General features: G+C 68.3%; 14 protein-coding genes. 7 read left to right on the top strand and 7 right to left on the bottom strand.

Going from position 1 to position 15,804, the window contains the following annotated elements:
- Positions 1-116: 116 nt before the first annotated feature.
- Together ACEVQ6_RS09445 and ACEVQ6_RS09440 are read left to right on the top strand one after the other, a co-directional pair.
- Positions 117-914 (top strand): basic amino acid ABC transporter substrate-binding protein, encoded by a 798-nt coding sequence (locus ACEVQ6_RS09445; protein ID WP_374888699.1) that lies wholly within the window; start codon positions 117-119, stop codon positions 912-914.
- A 9-nt stretch (positions 915-923) separates the two neighbouring features.
- Positions 924-1,742: an amino acid ABC transporter permease gene (locus ACEVQ6_RS09440; RefSeq protein WP_374888698.1), complete on the top strand. Its 819-nt coding sequence runs from the start codon at positions 924-926 to the stop codon at positions 1,740-1,742.
- Positions 1,743-1,751: 9 nt separating this feature from the next.
- On the opposite strand, the gene ACEVQ6_RS09435 is transcribed toward ACEVQ6_RS09440, so the two are convergent.
- The 7 genes from ACEVQ6_RS09435 to ACEVQ6_RS09405 form a co-directional block, all read right to left on the bottom strand.
- Positions 1,752-3,413: an ABC transporter ATP-binding protein gene (locus tag ACEVQ6_RS09435; RefSeq protein WP_374888697.1), complete on the bottom strand. Its 1,662-nt coding sequence runs from the start codon at positions 3,411-3,413 to the stop codon at positions 1,752-1,754.
- Positions 3,410-4,354 carry an acetamidase/formamidase family protein gene (locus ACEVQ6_RS09430; RefSeq protein ID WP_374888696.1) on the bottom strand — a complete coding sequence of 315 codons (945 nt, stop codon included), beginning with the start codon at positions 4,352-4,354 and terminating at the stop codon, positions 3,410-3,412. Before ACEVQ6_RS09430 ends, ACEVQ6_RS09435 begins: the two co-directional genes overlap by 4 nt.
- Positions 4,355-4,433: 79 nt before the next feature.
- Entirely contained in the window at positions 4,434-6,053 is a 1,620-nt protein-coding gene (locus ACEVQ6_RS09425; RefSeq protein ID WP_374888695.1) for an ABC transporter substrate-binding protein, read from the bottom strand.
- Positions 6,054-6,083: 30 nt separating this feature from the next.
- The gene (locus ACEVQ6_RS09420; RefSeq protein WP_374888694.1) at positions 6,084-7,004 is read right to left on the bottom strand and encodes an ABC transporter permease; all 921 of its coding nucleotides are present in this window, start codon (positions 7,002-7,004) and stop codon (positions 6,084-6,086) included.
- Entirely contained in the window at positions 7,004-7,852 is an 849-nt protein-coding gene (locus ACEVQ6_RS09415; protein ID WP_374888693.1) for an ABC transporter permease, read from the bottom strand. The genes ACEVQ6_RS09420 and ACEVQ6_RS09415 overlap by 1 nt, the downstream gene beginning before the upstream one ends.
- Complete coding sequence (locus ACEVQ6_RS09410) at positions 7,852-8,436, bottom strand: ANTAR domain-containing response regulator (RefSeq protein WP_374888692.1); 585 nt, start codon at positions 8,434-8,436, stop codon at positions 7,852-7,854. The genes ACEVQ6_RS09415 and ACEVQ6_RS09410 overlap by 1 nt, the downstream gene beginning before the upstream one ends.
- A complete protein-coding gene (locus ACEVQ6_RS09405; protein ID WP_374888691.1) occupies positions 8,433-9,563 on the bottom strand; it encodes a transporter substrate-binding protein in 1,131 nt (376 codons plus the stop codon). The genes ACEVQ6_RS09410 and ACEVQ6_RS09405 overlap by 4 nt, the downstream gene beginning before the upstream one ends.
- 271 nt (positions 9,564-9,834) lie before the next feature.
- Here ACEVQ6_RS09405 and ACEVQ6_RS09400 point away from each other — a divergent pair, with 271 nt between their 5' ends.
- From ACEVQ6_RS09400 to ACEVQ6_RS09380, 5 genes are read left to right on the top strand one after another with little or no spacing between them, the layout of a single operon-like run.
- Entirely contained in the window at positions 9,835-11,919 is a 2,085-nt protein-coding gene (locus ACEVQ6_RS09400; protein WP_374888690.1) for a hydantoinase/oxoprolinase family protein, read from the top strand.
- A gap of 10 nt (positions 11,920-11,929) precedes the next feature.
- Positions 11,930-13,570, top strand: a complete 1,641-nt coding sequence (locus ACEVQ6_RS09395) for a hydantoinase B/oxoprolinase family protein (RefSeq protein ID WP_374888689.1) — start codon at positions 11,930-11,932, stop codon at positions 13,568-13,570.
- A complete protein-coding gene (locus ACEVQ6_RS09390) occupies positions 13,567-13,773 on the top strand; it encodes a hypothetical protein (protein WP_374888688.1) in 207 nt (68 codons plus the stop codon). The genes ACEVQ6_RS09395 and ACEVQ6_RS09390 overlap by 4 nt, the downstream gene beginning before the upstream one ends.
- Positions 13,770-14,579 (top strand): NAD-dependent epimerase/dehydratase family protein, encoded by an 810-nt coding sequence (locus tag ACEVQ6_RS09385; RefSeq protein WP_374888687.1) that lies wholly within the window; start codon positions 13,770-13,772, stop codon positions 14,577-14,579. The genes ACEVQ6_RS09390 and ACEVQ6_RS09385 overlap by 4 nt, the downstream gene beginning before the upstream one ends.
- Before the next feature lie 9 nt (positions 14,580-14,588).
- On the top strand, positions 14,589-15,782 hold the full coding sequence (locus ACEVQ6_RS09380; RefSeq protein WP_374888686.1) for an NAD(P)/FAD-dependent oxidoreductase: 1,194 nt from the start codon (positions 14,589-14,591) through the stop codon (positions 15,780-15,782).
- The last annotated feature ends 22 nt before the right edge of the window (positions 15,783-15,804 follow it).

The following is a 15,804-nucleotide window of genomic DNA, read 5'->3' as shown; positions in this document are numbered from 1 at the left end:
AAGATGGTGCGCCGCGCCATGCGGTACCCCGAGGACGGGCGGAACGGATGCGCGTGGCGCTTGCCATTCCCTTTCGACCTGTGACACTGTTCGCCGCCACGTTCCAGGAGCCGCCCATGCCGTCCCGCCGCACCCTTCTTATCGGTCTGACCGTCCTTGCCCTAATGCCGGCGGCGGGGTCTGCCGCCGACCTGCCGGATCTCGGCGGCCGCGCCATCGTCGTCGTCACGGAGAACGCCTATCCGCCGCTGCAATTCGTCGATCCGAAGACGGGCGAGGCGGTCGGGTGGGAATACGACGCGATGAACGAGATCGCGAAGCGCCTGAACGCCAAGGTGGAATACCAGAACACGAGCTGGGACGCGATGATCCAGTCGGTCTCCGACGGCCAGTACCAGATCGGCATGACCGGCATCACCATCAAGGACGAGCGCAAGGAGAAGGTGGATTTCTCCGATCCCTACATGCGTTCGGAGCAGTTCCTGCTGGTGCGCGGCGATGAGGCGCGCTTCACCGACGCCAAGAGCCTCGGCGCCTTCGCCGACGGCCTGATCGGCGCCCAGCCCGGCACGACGCCGTTCTACACCGCCGTCTACGAGGTGCTCGACGGCAACGAGCAGAACCCGCGCATCAAGCTCTTCGAGACCTTCGGCGCGACGGTTCAGGCGCTGAAGGCGGGCGACGTCGACGCGGTGCTGACCGACGGCACCGCCGGCAAGGGCTATGTCGACGCCTCCGAGGGCGGGCTGAAGCTGATCGGCGGCCCGCTCGGCTCGGAGGATTTCGGCTTCATCTTCCCGAAGGGCTCCGATCTCGTCGCGCCGGTCAACGCGGCGATCGCGGCGCTGAAGGCCGACGGCACGCTCGACGCGCTGAACAGGAAGTGGTTCCTCGACTACAAGATGGGCGGCTGATCCCGGACGATGGCGACGGCACGGCCCGGCCAGTTTCCCGGCGACGACGACTTTCCCTGGTGGCTCGTGGCGCTGTCGGCGATCGCGCTTTCGCTTGCCGGCGTCATCGTCGCCAACGACATCTACGCGCAGGTCTTCGCCGTCGTTACCAAAGGTCTCGGCGTCACGATCCTCGTGACGCTCGCCGCCTTCACGCTGGCAACCGGGCTCGGCCTCGTGCTGGCGCTGATGGCGCTTTCCGAACACAAGGCGCTGCGGCAGGTCGCGCGGTTCTACACCGAGGTGATCCGCGGCGTGCCGATCCTGGTGCTGCTCTTCTACATCGCCTTCGTCGGCGCGCCGGCGCTGGTCTGGCTCGTAAACGCCATCCTCTCGCCACTGATCGAGGCAGGCCATGTGGCGGCGGTCGAGGTGCGCGACCTTTCGCTGATGTGGCGGGCGATCCTGGCGCTGACGATCGGCTATTCCGCCTTCATCGCCGAGGTGTTTCGCGCCGGCATCCAGTCGGTCGACAAGGGGCAGGTTGAGGCGGCGAAGGCGCTCGGGCTCAGCCGCGTCCAGCGCTTCCGCCTCGTCGTGCTGCCGCAGGCGATCCGTGTCATCCTGCCGCCGCTCGGCAACGACTTTGTCGCCATGGTGAAGGATTCCTCGCTCGTCTCCGTCCTCGGCGTCGCCGACATCACCCAGATGGGCAAGGTCTATGCCTCGGGCTCGTTCCGCTTCTTCGAGACCTATTCGATCGTCGCCTATGTCTATCTCGTGCTGACCATCGGCCTGTCGCTCGGCCTGCGGGCAATCGAGCGGCGGTTGCGGCGCAGCGCGCGCTGACCGCCTGTCTCAGGCCGTCAGGCGGTAGCGGCGAGGATCGGGGACCGGCACGGCCGCCATCAGGCGCTGCGTGTAGGGATCCCGCGGGGTCTCGAACACCTGCCGACGCGTGCCCGTCTCGACGATGCGGCCGCCGCGCATCACCGCGACATGGTGCGACATCCGCTCGATCACCGCCATGTCGTGCGAGATGAACAGATAGGCGAGCCCCATCTGCTCCTGCAGATCGAGCATCAGGTCGAGCACGCGGGCGCGCACCGAGACATCGAGGGCCGCGACGCTCTCGTCGGCGACGATCAGCTTCGGTTCAAGCGAAAGCGCGCGCGCGATGCAGATGCGCTGGCGCTGGCCGCCGGAAAACTCGTGCGGGTAGCGTTCGGTCACGTCCGGGGAAAGCCCGACGCGCGTCAGGAGGGCCGCCACCCGGTCGCGCCGCTCCGAGGCGTTGCCGATGCCGTGGATCACCAGCGGTTCGGCGATCGCCGCGCCGATGCTCATGCGCGGGTCGAGCGAGGCATAGGGGTCCTGGAAGATCATCTGCGCCGCGCGTCTCACCGGCCGCATCGCCGAGTGCGACAGGCCGCCGAGGACATGGCCGTCGAGCGCCACATGGCCGGAAAAGGGGATGAGGCCGAGCACGGCCTTGCCGGTCGTCGACTTGCCGGAGCCGCTCTCGCCGACGAGGCCGAGCGTCTCGCCGGCGCGGATGGAAAAGGACACGCCCTCGACGGTGGCGGCGCCCGGCTTGCGCCGGCCGAACCAGCCGGAGGGCGCCGCATAGCGGACGGCGAGATCGGCGACCTCGAGCACCGGCTTCGCCGGCCTCTCACGCGCGGGCGCGGGGGAGAGGCGCGGCGGTCCGTCGGTGCCGGCATGGGCACCCAGGCGGGGAACGGCAGCGAGCAGGGTGCGGGTATAGACCTCGCGCGGCCGCTCGAACACGTCGAGCGCATCGCCCGCCTCGACGATCCGGCCCTCGCGCATGATGGCGACGCGGTCGGCCATCTCGGCGACCACGCCCATGTCGTGGGTGATCATCAGGATCGCGGTGCCGAATTCGTGGCGCAGTTCCCGCATCAGCGTCAGGATCTGGCCCTGCACGGTGACGTCGAGCGCCGTCGTCGGCTCGTCGGCGATCAGCACCTTCGGCCGGCAGGAGAGCGCCATGGCGATCATCACCCGCTGGCGCATGCCGCCGGAGAGTTCGTGCGGATATTGCCCCATCCGCCGCGCCGCCTCGCCGATCTGCACGGCGTCGAGCATGGCGCGGGCGATCGCCTCGGCTCCCTCGGAGGCGTCGGCGCGGTGTTCGCGGATCGCCTCGACGAGCTGCGCGCCGACGGTCATCACCGGATTGAGCGAGGTCATCGGCTCTTGGAAGATCATCGCCACCTCGCCGCCACGCACCTGGCGCAGCGCCCGGTGCGGGATGCGGAGCAGGTCGCGGCCCGACAGCAGGATCTCGCCCGAGGCGACCTTCAGCGACGCCTTCGGCAGCAGCCCCATGACCGACAGCGACGTCACCGACTTGCCCGAGCCGCTCTCGCCGGCAAGGCAGAGCGTCTCGCCGGGCGCGAGGTCGAAGCCGACATCGTCGAGGATGCGCTTCAGCCCGGCGGGCGTGCGCGCATCGACGGTCAGGTTTCGGACCGAAAGGACGGGCACCGTCACGAAAAGACGATCCGGGGGAAGTAGAAGGACACGACCCAGTTCGGCAGGTCGACGATCTCGCTGATGCGCAGATCGCCGCAGACCGAGCAGAGCATGTAGGCGTCGACCGTGTTCAGCCCGTGCTCGGCCGCCAGCAGGTCGATCATGCGCGCCACCGCCTCCTTCGCCCCGGTCATCAGGTCCGGGCCGATGCCGGTCGTCACCTCGTAGCCGGCGCCGTCGAGATGGCGGGTGACCGGCTCCGTCGTGGTGAAGCGCGGCGTCTTCAGGTTGGCGCCCTTGACGAGGTCGAGGGTCAGTTCCACGTCCATGCGGCTTTCGATCGCCGTGCCGCAGACCTCGCCGTCGCCCTGCGCCGCATGGGTGTCGCCGACAGAAAACAGCGCGCCCTCGACCTCGACCGGCAGGTAGAGCGTGACGCCGGCGGCAAGGTCGCGGATGTCCATGTTGCCGCCGACGCGGCGCGGCGGCACGACGGAATGCAGGCCGGGCTCGGCGGGTGCGACGCCGATCGTGCCGGCGAAGGGTTTCAGCGGCACACGGCCGCCGGGGCCGAAGGCGGCGGGCGCCATCGAGGCCGTGTCGTAGGTCCAGACATGCAGCGCCGGATCCTTGAAATCGTCGGCGAGCAGGCCGAAGCCCGGAATGTTGGCGGTCCAGCCGACGCCGCCGGGATGGAATTTCCGGATCGACACCTTCAGCGCGTCGCCGGGTTGGGCGCCCTCGACGAAGACAGGGCCGGAGACCGGGTTGATCTTGCCGAAATCGAGGGCGGCGAGCGTCTCGATCGTCGCATCGGCGCCGATCTGGCCGCCGGAGGAATCCATGCATTGAAACAGGATGGTCTCGCCGGGTTTCGCGGTCAATGCCGGCGGAAAGTCACGATTCCAGCCGAAATTGTGCTGGGCGCGATGGATGGTGTGGGTGCAGGCGACGCACATCGGGTGTCTCCGGATCGTCTTTTGATGGGCCGACACCGGCCTTCCCCGTGGCAGGGAAGGCCGGTCCTGGAGCTGAATGTTACGGCTTGACGAAGATGGCGTCGTAATTGATGACGCGGGTCGGGTCGATATAGATGTTGTCCGGACCGCCCATGCGCAGCGACTTGGCGACGACCCGGCGCTCGTTGATCACCGGCACCCAGGGCGCATCCGCCATGATGTCGGTGTAGATCTTGCCCCAGACCGCCTGGCGCTCGGCCGCCTTCGCCGGGTCCGACATGGAATCGGCCGCGATCGCGCGCTTGTCGATCGCCTCGTTGCAGTACCACGACCAGTTCCAGCCGCCCTGCACCGCCCCGGCGCAGCCCAGGATCGGGCCGTAGAAGTTCGACGGATCGGGGAAGTCGGCGATCCAGGCCATGCCGCCCGACCAGATCATCGGCGCCTCGCCCTCCGTGCCGCCGGCGGCAATCACGTTGCCCTGCGCCAGCGCCCGGACCTCGGCCTTGATACCGATGGCGGCGAGATCCTGCTGGATCGCCTGGGCGATGCGCGGCTGCGGATCGGTGTTGGTCGAATAGAGCACGGTCTCGAATCCGTCGGCGAGGCCGGCTTCGGCGAGCAGCGCCTTCGCCTTCTCGACGTCATAGGCATAGCCGGTGAAGCCGGTGTCGTAGCCCGGCATCAGCGGCGGAAGCGGCTGGTTGGCGGGCGTGGCGCGGCCGTTCAGGATGCGGGTAATGCGCTCCTTGTTGATCGCCATGTTGACCGCCTGGCGGACCTTGACGTCGTCGAAGGGCTTCACCTTGGTGTTCAGCGTCACGTAGCCGGTGTGCAGCTGCTCGCCGTCGACGATCATCTCCGCGCCGTCCGGGGAGTTCTTGATCTCGAGGAATTTCGCCGGAGGAATGCCGTCGCCGGCAATGTCGACCTCGCCCTTCTGCAGGCGCAAGAGCGCCACCAGCGGTTCCTGCCCGACCTCGATCGTCACCTTGTCGACGAGCGGCACGCCCTTCTGGAAATAGTCGGGATTGCGCTCGAAGACGAGCGTCTGGCCGATCGTCCAGTCCTTGAGCACCAGCGGCCCGGAGCCGACCGGCTTCTTGCCGAAGTCTCCGGCGGCGGCCTCGACGGCCTCCTTCGGCACGACCGAGGCGAAGTTGATCGCGAGAACGTGCAGGAAGGTCGCGTCCGGCCGGGAGAGCTTGAAGACGACCGTGCCGTCGTCCGGCGTCTCGATGCCGGACAGCGTCGTCGCCGTGCCGCCGGTGAGGTCGTCGAAACCGGCGATCGCGCCGAAGAAGCCGGCGCCGGGCCCTTGCGTCTTCGGGTCGACGGCACGCTCGATCGAGTATTTCACGTCGGAGGCCACGACCTCGCGGCCGTTCGAGAATTTGACGCCCTTGCGCAGCTTGAAGGTGTAGGTCAGGCCGTCCGGCGCGACGGTGAAGCTCTCGGCGAGCGAGGGCACGATCGTCGCCGTGCCCGGCGTGTAGTCGACGAGGCGGGAGAACAGGCTCTTGATCATCGACCAGTTGACCCAGTCATAGCCGATCGCCGGATCGAGCGTCGTGATGTCGTCCTTGTAGGTGACGACGATGTCGCCGCCCGGCGCCGGCGTGTCCTGCGCCATGACGGACAGCGGCATCAGGCTCAGGAAGGCGGCGGCGGTGGAGGCCCTTAGAAGACGTTTCAGCATGAGAGTTCCCCTTTTTCTTCTCGGTGGATGTCAGTGGCTGCGGATGCGCGGATCGATGAGCGGCGCGGCGAGATCGGCGACGAGGTTGCCGGCGACGATGGCGAGCGCCGAGGTCAGGGTCACGCCCATGATGATCGGGATGTCGACCTGCTGGATCGCCTGCCAGGCGAGCTGGCCGATGCCCGGCCAGCCGAAGACGGCCTCGACCACCACGACCCCGCCCATGAACTGGCCGATGTCGATGCCGATCATCGCGACGACCGGTAGGATGGCGTTGGGCAGCGCATGGCGCATGACGACCCGGCGCCGCGACAGGCCCTTGGCGCGCGCGGTGCGGATGTAATCCTGGTTGAGCACGTCGATCATCGCCGAGCGCGAGATGCGCGCATACCAGCCGGCGCCGAGGATGCCGAGGGTCAGCGCCGGCAGCACGACATGGACGGGCGTGCCGTAGCCGCTCATCGGGAACCAGCCGAGCGTGGCGGCGAAGACGTAGAGCAGCATCAGCGCCACGACGAATTGCGGCGCCGAGACGCCGACGAAGGCGAGCGTCATCACCAGCCGGTCGACCGCGCCGCCGCGGTTGAGCGCGGCGATGATGCCAAGGGCGAGGCCGAGGACGACCTCGACGGCGATGCCGGCCGCCATCAGCGTCAGCGTCGCCGGCAGCCGGGCGAGGATCAGCGTCACGACCTCGGTCTTCTGCGCGTAGGAGCGGCCGAGATCGCCCTGGACGAGGTTGCCGAGATAGCGGACGAACTGTTCGAGAAGCGGCCGGTCGAGGCCGAGTTCGTGGCGGATGTTGGCGACCGTCTGGGCGGTGGCGCTGCGGCCGGCGATCATGCGCGCCGGATCGGCGGGCAGCGCGTAGAGCAGGAGGAAGGTGATGGCGGCGACGCCGAGAAGGATCAGGACGGATTGCACCAGCCGCTTTGCCAGAAGTTCCGCCATCAGCCGCGCCCCCGCTGGGTCGGGTCGAGCAGGTCGCGCAGCGCGTCGCCGACGAGATTGAAGGCGAGCGCCGTCAGCAGGATGACCGCGCCGGGGAAGAAGACCAGCCAGGGCGCCGCCTGGAAATAGCTCTGGCTTTCGAAGATGATGTTGCCCCAGGAGGGCTGCGGCGGCTGCACGCCGATGCCGAGGAAGGAAAGTGTCGCTTCGAGGAGCACCGTCGTGGCGATCCCGAGCGTTCCCCAGACGATCGCCGTCGGCACGAGATGCGGCAGGATGTGGTGGAAGAGGATGCGGGCATGGCCGGCGCCAAGCGCGCGCTCGGCCATGATGAAGTCGCGCTCCACCAGCCCGCGCGTCTCGGTATAGACGATGCGGGCGACCTGCACCCAGTTGACGAGCGCGATGACCATGGCGACGATCAGCAGGCTCGGCCGCAGGATCGCGGCCAGAACGATGGCGAGCAGCAGCGCCGGAAAGGCCATCATGAGGTCGGTGAAGCGCATCAGGAGGTTGCCGGCAAGCCCGCGCAGATAACCGGCGGTGATGCCGACGAGGAGGCCGATCGCGACCGCGACGCCGTTCGCCAGCAGGCCGATGACGAGCGAGGTGCGCGCGCCGTAGAGCAGGCGCGAGAAGAGGTCGCGGCCGAGCGTGTCGGTGCCGAGCAGGAAGGCGTCACCCGGCGGCATCGGCGCGCCCTCGAGCGTCAGCCCGTCGAACATCTGGTTGTCCGGATCGAACGGCGCGATCAGCGGAGCCGCGAGCGCCAGCACGACGACGGCCAGCACGACGACGAGCCCGAACAGGGCCGCCGGCTGGCGGCAGAGCTCCTTCAGCACCCGCATCAGCCGACCTCGCGCAGGGTTTCGGAACCGCCGATGAAGAAGGCGGCGATCTGCTCGACCGGGAGCCGCCGGCGCATGGCGCAGTCGCGCAGCACCGCATAGGCCTGCGTGTCGTCGAGCCCGCGTTCCGCCTTCAGCTTCGCCACGGCGGCGAAGACGACGGGCCGAAGCCTCAGCCGTTCCTCGAGGCGGGCGATCGTCTCGGCGGCTTTCGCGCGCTCCTCGTGGATCGATACGGCAAGCACCAGGGCCGGATAGATGGCGGCGGTCGTCACCGGCTTGGCGAGGATGGCGCCGGCGCCCTGCCTTATGGCGAAGGCGATGCGGCCCGGCGCCTCCGAGCCGAGGATCGCCACCACGGGACGGGACGGCGCCGATGCCGGCCAGGGCAGGAGTTCGTCCCATCCCTGGTCGGCATCGACGAGCACCAGATCGGGCAACGCATCCGCCGCGAGCGGCCGCCACTGGTGCTGAACCTCCATGCCGAGACGCTGGAGCTGGCGACGCAGACGGTCGGTGTGGCCGTCCTCCTCGGCGAGGATCGTCGCGCGCCAGCGGGTGAATGTCGGAGTCCGCGCCGTCATGACACCACCCTCAGCCGCGGCGCGCCGCCGGCGCCGGTCAGATAGGGGTCGGCCGCAATCGCCGGTCGGGAGGCGATGACGTCGTAGCCGCCGGCCGTGTTGATCCGGCCGAGATGGAAGGGAAGGGCGGCGTGGTTGGTCTTCGGATCGATCCGCAGCGGGCCGAGCACCGACGGCCAGACGCGCGACAGGAGCTCGCGGCGCACCGCGACCGGGTCGTCGCTGCCGCAGGCCTCGATCGCCGCGATGCAGAGCGCAGCGGTCGCATAGGCGCTGGCGAAGATGCTCGACACCTTGCCGCGTTCCGGCCGCCAGCGCGCGATGCGCGCCTTGAACGCCCGGTTTCCGGCCGTGTCGAGACTGTCGAAATAGGGAAGGGCGCAGAGCTGGCCGACGGCGACGCTTTCGGGAATATCGGGCAGCTCGCATTCGGTGAGGTCGCAGCTGGCGACCGGGCAGTTCTCCGGCAGGAAGGCGGGATCGCGTTCACCAAGCGCCCTGAGCGCCGCGAGAAAGGCATAGCTCGACGGGCCGATCAGGTTGTTGAGGATGAAGCTCGGCCGCTTCTCCGCGATGTCGGCGACGATGCGCTCCACCGCCGTCTCCTCCAGCGGCAGGTAGCGCTCGCCGAGCACGGTGCCGCCGGCATTGTGGATCAGCTCCCGCGCCAGCCGGTTCATCTCCCAGCCCCAGACATAATTGGCGCCGAGCAGGTAGGGGCGGGCGCCGTGGCGCTGGATCAGGTGGTCGAAGAGCGGGATCAGGTGCTGGTTCGGGCAGCCGGCGACGTAGATGACGTTCTCGTTGGCCTCGAAGCCCTCGTAGGGGCACATGTACCACAGGAGCCCGTCATGCTTCTCGACGAGCGGGATCACCTCCTTGCGCGCGGCCGAGGTGATGGTGCCGACGACGTGGCGGCAGCCATGGTCGCGCAGGAGCGCGCGGGCGCCGTCAAGATAGGCGGCGAGGTCGGCATGGGGGTCGAAGAACACCGGCTCGATCGTCGCGCCGCCGGCGGCGCGATAGTCATGGAAGGCGAATTCGGCGCCGTCGCGCCCGTCGCGCCCGAGCGACCCGTAGGGCCCGGTGGTCGAATAGAGGATGCCGATCTTCACCACATCTGGCATACATGTTCCAAACACGAAAAACCCACAACGCTTTGGGATCCGGAAACCGGAGCGTTGTGGGGCGCTATTGCCCTGCGACGGACGAGGTCATGTCAAGGAGGTGGGCAAAATGCCCAAATCTTGAGCGCGATTAAAATACGGTCACGGTGCGTTTGTCAAGCGCCGTTCCCGCTTTCCCCGCGCACGGGCGGCCAGCCGGATTTCTTGACACATGTATGATAAGTGATATATCCGGAAATCGAGGTCGCGGCGGCGCGGAGCGGGGAACGGCATGGTCACGGGCGTCACGAGGAACTGCCGGGTCGGCGTCGATATCGGCGGTACCTTCACCGACATCGCGCTCGATCTCGATGGCGTGCTCCATTCGCTGAAGCTCCTGACCGACTATGCCGCGCCGGAGCGGGCGATCCTTGAAGGCATCGAAAGGGTGGCGGCCATGGCCGGCATCGCCGTCTCCGACATCGGTCTCGTCATTCATGGCACGACGCTTGCGACCAACGCGCTGATCGAGCGGCGCGGCGCGAAGACCGCCTTCGTCACCACGGAGGGCTTTCGCGACGTGCTCGAGATGCGCACGGAAAACCGCTTCGAGCAGTATGATCTCGACATCGTCCTTCCGCCCGCGCTCATCGCCCGCGCCGACCGTTTCACCGTGCGCGAGCGGATGAACGCGGCCGGCGCGGTGCTGCTGCCGCTCGAGACAGCCTCCCTCGCCGCCGCGATCGAGGCTGTCTCCGCGGGCGGCTATGACAGCGTCGCGATCGGCTTTCTCCACGCCTATGCCAATGGCGCGCACGAAGTGGCCGCGCGCGCAGCCATCCTCGAACGCCTGCCGGACATCTCGGTTTCGATCTCGTCCGAGGTCTCGCCGCAGATGCGCGAATTCGAACGCTTCAACACGGTCTGCGCCAATGCCTATGTCAAGCCGGCGATCCAGTCCTATCTCGACCGGCTCACCGTCGCGCTGAAGGGCATCGGCGTCGAGGGGCCGGTCTTCATGATCCATTCCGGCGGTGGCATCATTTCGGTGGAAACCGCGGCGGAATTTCCCGTCCGCCTCGTCGAATCCGGTCCCGCCGGCGGCGCGATCTTCGCCGCCGACATCGCCCGGCGCCACGGCCTCGACGCGGTGCTGTCCTTCGACATGGGCGGCACGACGGCGAAGATCTGCCTGATCGAGAAGCACGAACCGAAGACAGCGAAGACCTTCGAGGTCGCGCGCACCTGGCGCTTCCGCAAAGGGTCGGGCATGCCGATCTCCATTCCCGTGGTCGAGATGGTCGAGATCGGCGCCGGCGGCGGCTCGATCGCCTCGGTCGACGGCATGCGCCAGATCCGCGTCGGGCCGCATTCGGCGGGCTCCGAGCCGGGGCCGGCCTGCTACCGGCGCGGCGGCACGCGGCCGACCGTCACCGATGCCGACCTCATCCTCGGCAAGCTCGACCCCGACAATTTCGCCGGCGGCGCCATACCGCTTTCCGTGCCGCTCGGACGCGCGGCAATAGAAGCGGCGATCGGCGCCGTTCTTGGCCTCGATGCGGACGCCGCCGCCTACGGTATCTGCGAGATGGTCGACGAGAACATGGCCAATGCCGGCCGGGTGCATGCGGTCGAGAGCGGCAAGGCCATCGCCGACTTCACCATGATCACCTTCGGCGGGGCGGGTCCTCTGCACGCGGCGCGGCTCTGCGAGAAGATGGGGATTTCCACTTTCCTCGTGCCGCCGGGCGCCGGCGTCGGCTCGGCGATCGGCTTCCTGCGCGCGCCCTTCGGCTACGAGTCGGTGCGCAGCGCCGTCTTCGCGCTGTCGGCGTTCGATATCGCCGGCGCCAACCGCCTTATTGCGGCGATGGAGGCCGAGGCGCTCGGCTTCGTCGCGGGCGGGCTTAACGCCGGGGCGCCGGTGATCGAGCGCACGCTCTTCATGCGCTATGCCGGACAGGGCTGGGACATTCCCGTGCCGCTCGGCGACGGACCCTTTGATGACGGCAGTGTCGGCGACATTGCGGGGCGGTTCGAGGAAGCCTATGCCCGCTTCTTCGGCCGCGCCATCGAGGGACTGCCGATCGAGATCGTCGGCTGGTCGGTCAAGGCGCGCTCGCCGCTGCCGCCGGTGGCGCGCGTGCCGGCGATCGCCGAGGGCGCCGTCGTCGCGCCGACGGGCCGGCGGCGCCTGTTCGAGGCCGCGGCCGGCGCCTATCGCGACGCCGGCATCGTCGCGCGCGGGACGCTGTCTCCGGGCGATGTCGTCGAAGGCCCCGCGGTCATCGTCGAGCGCGAGACGTCGACCGTGCTCACCTCCGCCTTCCGTGCCGTCGTCCAGCGCGACGGCTGCCTGCGCGTCACCCGCTCGTGAGGATCGCCCGATGATCGATATCCGGATGCAGGTCATGTGGAACCGGCTGATCTCCGTCGTCGAGGAGCAGGCGCAGACGCTGATCCGCACCGCCTTCTCCACCTCGGTGCGCGAGGCGGGCGACCTTTCCGCCGGCATCTTCGACCTCGAGGGCCGGATGCTGGCGCAGGCCGTCACCGGCACGCCCGGCCACGTCAATGCCATGGCGGAGTCCGTCGCCCATTTCATCCGCGACATCGGCCCCGGGAACATCTTCGAGGGCGACGTCTACATCACCAACGACCCGTGGAAGGGCACCGGCCACCTGCACGACATCACCGTCGTCACGCCCTCCTTCCATCAGGGCAGGCTGGTCGGCTACTTCGCCGCGACCGCCCATGTCGTCGATGTCGGCGGGCGCGGCTTCGGGCCGGATGCGCGCGAGGTCTACGAAGAGGGCCTCTTCATCCCGATCATGAAGTTCTTCGAGCGCGGTGAGATCAACCGGACGCTGATCCAGATCGTGCACAACAATGTGCGCGAGAGCGACAAGGTGGTCGGCGACCTGCACGCGCTTGCCGCCTGCAACGAGACCGGCCATCGCCGCCTCGTCGACATGCTGACGGAATTCGACCTTCCGGACCTGACGACGATCGGCGGCTTCATCCTCGCGCACAGCCGCGCGGCGACGCTGGAGCGGCTGGAGCACCTGCCGCACGGATGCTGGTCCTACAGCCTCGATCTCGACGGTTACGACGCGCCGGTGCATCTCGCCGCCCGCCTCACCATCGGGCCGGACGGGGTGCTGGTCGATTTCGACGGCACCTCGGCTGCGAGCCCCTTCGGCATCAACGTTCCGCTCGTCTATGCCAAGGCCTATGCCTGCTACGGCATCAAATGCGTGGTGGCGCCGGAGATCCCGAACAATGCCGCCTCGCTCGCGCCCTTCGCGGTCACGGCGCCGGAAGGCTGCATCCTCAACGCCAAACGCCCCGCCCCCGTCGCCGTGCGCCATGTGCTCGGCCATTTCGTGCCGGATCTCGTGCTCGGCGCCCTGCACCAGGCGCTGCCGGGAAAGATACCGGCGGAGGGGGCGAGCGCCCTCTGGAACCTGCATATGAGCCTGCGGCCGGTGTCGGGAGAGGGGCGCGGCGCGGAAATCCTGATGTTCAATTCCGGCGGCGCCGGCGCGCGCGCATCGCTCGACGGCCTCAACGCGACGGCGTTTCCGAGCGGCGTGCACACGATGCCGGTCGAGGCGACGGAGAATGTCGGCCCCGTCATCGTCTGGCGCAAGGAACTGCGGGAAGGCTCAGGCGGCGCGGGGGCGCGGCGCGGCGGGCTCGGCCAGACGATCGAGATCGAGGCGGCGGAGGGCTATGCCTTGCGTTTCTCCGCCATGTTCGACCGTCTCCACCATCCCGCGCGCGGCCGTGACGGCGGCCATGACGGGGCGGCGGGGGGCGTCGCGCTCGACGACGGGACGGTGTTGAAGGGCAAGGGGCTGCAATTCGTGCCCGAGGGCCGCCGGCTCGTCCTGTCGCTGCCGGGCGGCGGCGGCTACGGCGATCCAGCGGACCGGCCGGCCGAGGCCGTCGCCGAGGATCTCAGGCACGGCTACATCACCCCCGCGCAGGCCACGCTTTACGACGGCGGGGATGGCGAACCGTGACGACGACCTTCGAGACGGCGCCGGTCGAAGCCGTCGGTCGCCCGCACGCCCTCGCCGGGGGTAAGATCGCGACGCGGCCCGGCTCCGGCCTCTTCGTTCGTCCGCACCTTCCCTCGGCGATGTCGCGCGAAACGCTGGGCCTTGCCGGCGACCGCGTCGGCGCCGCCTTCAAGACCCTTCGCCGATCCGAGGAGACCCCATGACCGATTACCAGAAGACCCTCGTCACCGGCGCCGCCGGCCGGATCGGCACGGCGTTGCGCGCCTCCGGCACGCGGCTCGGCCGCAGCGTCCGGCTTTCGGATCTCACCCCTTGCGCCGATCTCGCCCAACACGAGGAGGACATGCCGCTCGATCTCGCCGACTTCGACAGGGTGTCGGCGGCGGTCGAGGGTTGCGACGCGATCGTCCATCTCGGCGGTCTGTCGCTGGAAGGCCCCTGGCGCACCGTGCTCGATTCCAACATCACCGGCGGCTACAACATCTACGAGGCGGCGCGCCGGCACGGCGTCAAGCGCATCGTCTATGCGAGCTCCGTCCATGCGATCGGCTATTACGAGCGCACCGAGACGATCGACGGCACCGTCCCCACCCGGCCGGACAGCCTCTACGGCGTGTCGAAGACCTTCGTCGAGAATCTTGCCCGCTATTACCACGACAAGTTCGGCATCGAGAGCGTCTGCCTGCGCATCGGCTCCTGTTTTCCCGAGCCGACCGACCGGCGCCATCTCATCACCTGGCTCTCCTTCCGCGACTGCCGGCAACTGATCGAGAAGTGCCTCACCGCGCCGCGTGTCGGCTTCATGGTCGCCTATGGCATGTCGAACAATTCGGAGGCCTTCTGGGACAACCGGACGGCGGCCGTGCTCGGCTACAGGCCGCAGGACAGCGCCGACGCGTATCGCGCCGAGATCCTCGCCAGGACCCCGCAAGGCGATCCGAACGATCCGGCCGTGCGCTACCAGGGCGGCAGCTTCTGCGCCGCCGGCCATTTCGAGGACGAGCACTGAGGCACCGTCATGCAGGCTCCGCGAACATCCTATGACGTCGTCATCGTCGGCGGTGCCGTCATCGGCAGCGCCACGGCCTATTTCCTCGCCCTCGATCCCGATTTCACCGGCTCGGTGCTGGTGATCGAGAAGGACTGGAGCTATGCCCGCTCGGCGACGGCCCTGTCGTCGAGTTCGATCCGCCACCAGTTCTCCAATCCGATCAATGTCAAGATCTCGCAGTTCGGCACGGATTTCATCCGCCGTTTCAGGGAAAATGTCGCGGTCGACGGCGATGTGCCGGAGATCGGCTTCCACGAGAACGGCTATCTCTTCCTCGCCGGCGACGAGCGCGGCGCCGGCGTGCTGCGCGCCAATCACGAGACGCAGGTCGCCTGCGGCGCCGAGGTGTCGCTGCTCGCCCCGGAGGCCCTGGCCCGCCGCTTTCCCTGGCTCAACACCGACGGGCTGACGCTCGGCAGCACCGGCGAGCGCGGCGAGGGCTGGTTCGACAGTTCCGCCCTGTTGCAGGGTTTTCGCCGCAAGGCCCGAGCGCTCGGCGTCGATTATATCGAGGACGAGGTCGTCGCGGTCGGACGCGCGGGCGACCGTATCGTCTCGGTGACGACGAAAGGCGGACAGACGATTGCCTGCGACGTGCTGGTCAACGCGTCCGGCACCAACGGCAGACATGTCGCCCGCATGGCCGGGCTCGACATCCCCGTCGAGCCGCGCCGCCGCTCGCTTTTCGTGGTGGACTGTCGCACGCCGCTCGAAGGTCCGGTCGGGCTGACCATCGATCCCTCCGGCGTCTTCTTCCGGCCGGAAGGCAGGTTCTACCTGATGGGAACCGCGCCCCGGCATGACCCGGCGGTCGATCCGGACGATTTCGCCGTCATGCATGACGAGTTCGAGGAGGAGATCTGGCCGGCGCTGGCGCACCGCGTGCCGGCCTTCGAGGCGATCAAGGTGGTGAATGCCTGGGCCGGGCACTACGACTACTGCACGCTCGACCACAATGTCATCCTCGGACCGCACGGCGTGGTGAAAAATTTCCTCTTCGCCAACGGCTTTTCCGGTCACGGGCTGCAGCAGTCGCCGGCCATGGGGCGCGGTCTCGCCGAGCTGATCGTGCATGGCGGCTTCCGCACGCTCGATCTTTCGTCCTTCGGTCATGAAAGGGTGGTTGCCGGGCGGCCCTTTCTCGAACAGGCTGTGATCTGACAAGAACAAACGGGAGGAGACA

The organism is Ensifer soli, assembly GCF_041928815.1.
GTDB lineage: Bacteria > Pseudomonadota > Alphaproteobacteria > Rhizobiales > Rhizobiaceae > JBHFEI01.
The sequence above is the reverse complement of the archived record's forward strand: the minus strand, read 5'-3'. Positions and strand labels throughout refer to the sequence as shown.

Excerpts from the sequence above, each read along its gene's own strand:
- ACEVQ6_RS09445 (WP_374888699.1), top strand. The coding sequence starts at position 117 with ATGCCGTCCCGCCGCACCCTTCTTATCGGTCTGACCGTCCTTGCCCTA.
- ACEVQ6_RS09440 (WP_374888698.1), top strand. The coding sequence starts at position 924 with ATGGCGACGGCACGGCCCGGCCAGTTTCCCGGCGACGACGACTTTCCC.
- ACEVQ6_RS09430 (WP_374888696.1), bottom strand. The coding sequence starts at position 4,354 with ATGTGCGTCGCCTGCACCCACACCATCCATCGCGCCCAGCACAATTTC.
- ACEVQ6_RS09425 (WP_374888695.1), bottom strand. The coding sequence starts at position 6,053 with ATGCTGAAACGTCTTCTAAGGGCCTCCACCGCCGCCGCCTTCCTGAGC.
- ACEVQ6_RS09420 (WP_374888694.1), bottom strand. The coding sequence starts at position 7,004 with ATGGCGGAACTTCTGGCAAAGCGGCTGGTGCAATCCGTCCTGATCCTT.
- ACEVQ6_RS09415 (WP_374888693.1), bottom strand. The coding sequence starts at position 7,852 with ATGCGGGTGCTGAAGGAGCTCTGCCGCCAGCCGGCGGCCCTGTTCGGG.
- ACEVQ6_RS09410 (WP_374888692.1), bottom strand. The coding sequence starts at position 8,436 with ATGACGGCGCGGACTCCGACATTCACCCGCTGGCGCGCGACGATCCTC.
- ACEVQ6_RS09405 (WP_374888691.1), bottom strand. The coding sequence starts at position 9,563 with ATGCCAGATGTGGTGAAGATCGGCATCCTCTATTCGACCACCGGGCCC.
- ACEVQ6_RS09400 (WP_374888690.1), top strand. The coding sequence starts at position 9,835 with ATGGTCACGGGCGTCACGAGGAACTGCCGGGTCGGCGTCGATATCGGC.
- ACEVQ6_RS09395 (WP_374888689.1), top strand. The coding sequence starts at position 11,930 with ATGATCGATATCCGGATGCAGGTCATGTGGAACCGGCTGATCTCCGTC.
- ACEVQ6_RS09385 (WP_374888687.1), top strand. The coding sequence starts at position 13,770 with ATGACCGATTACCAGAAGACCCTCGTCACCGGCGCCGCCGGCCGGATC.
- ACEVQ6_RS09380 (WP_374888686.1), top strand. The coding sequence starts at position 14,589 with ATGCAGGCTCCGCGAACATCCTATGACGTCGTCATCGTCGGCGGTGCC.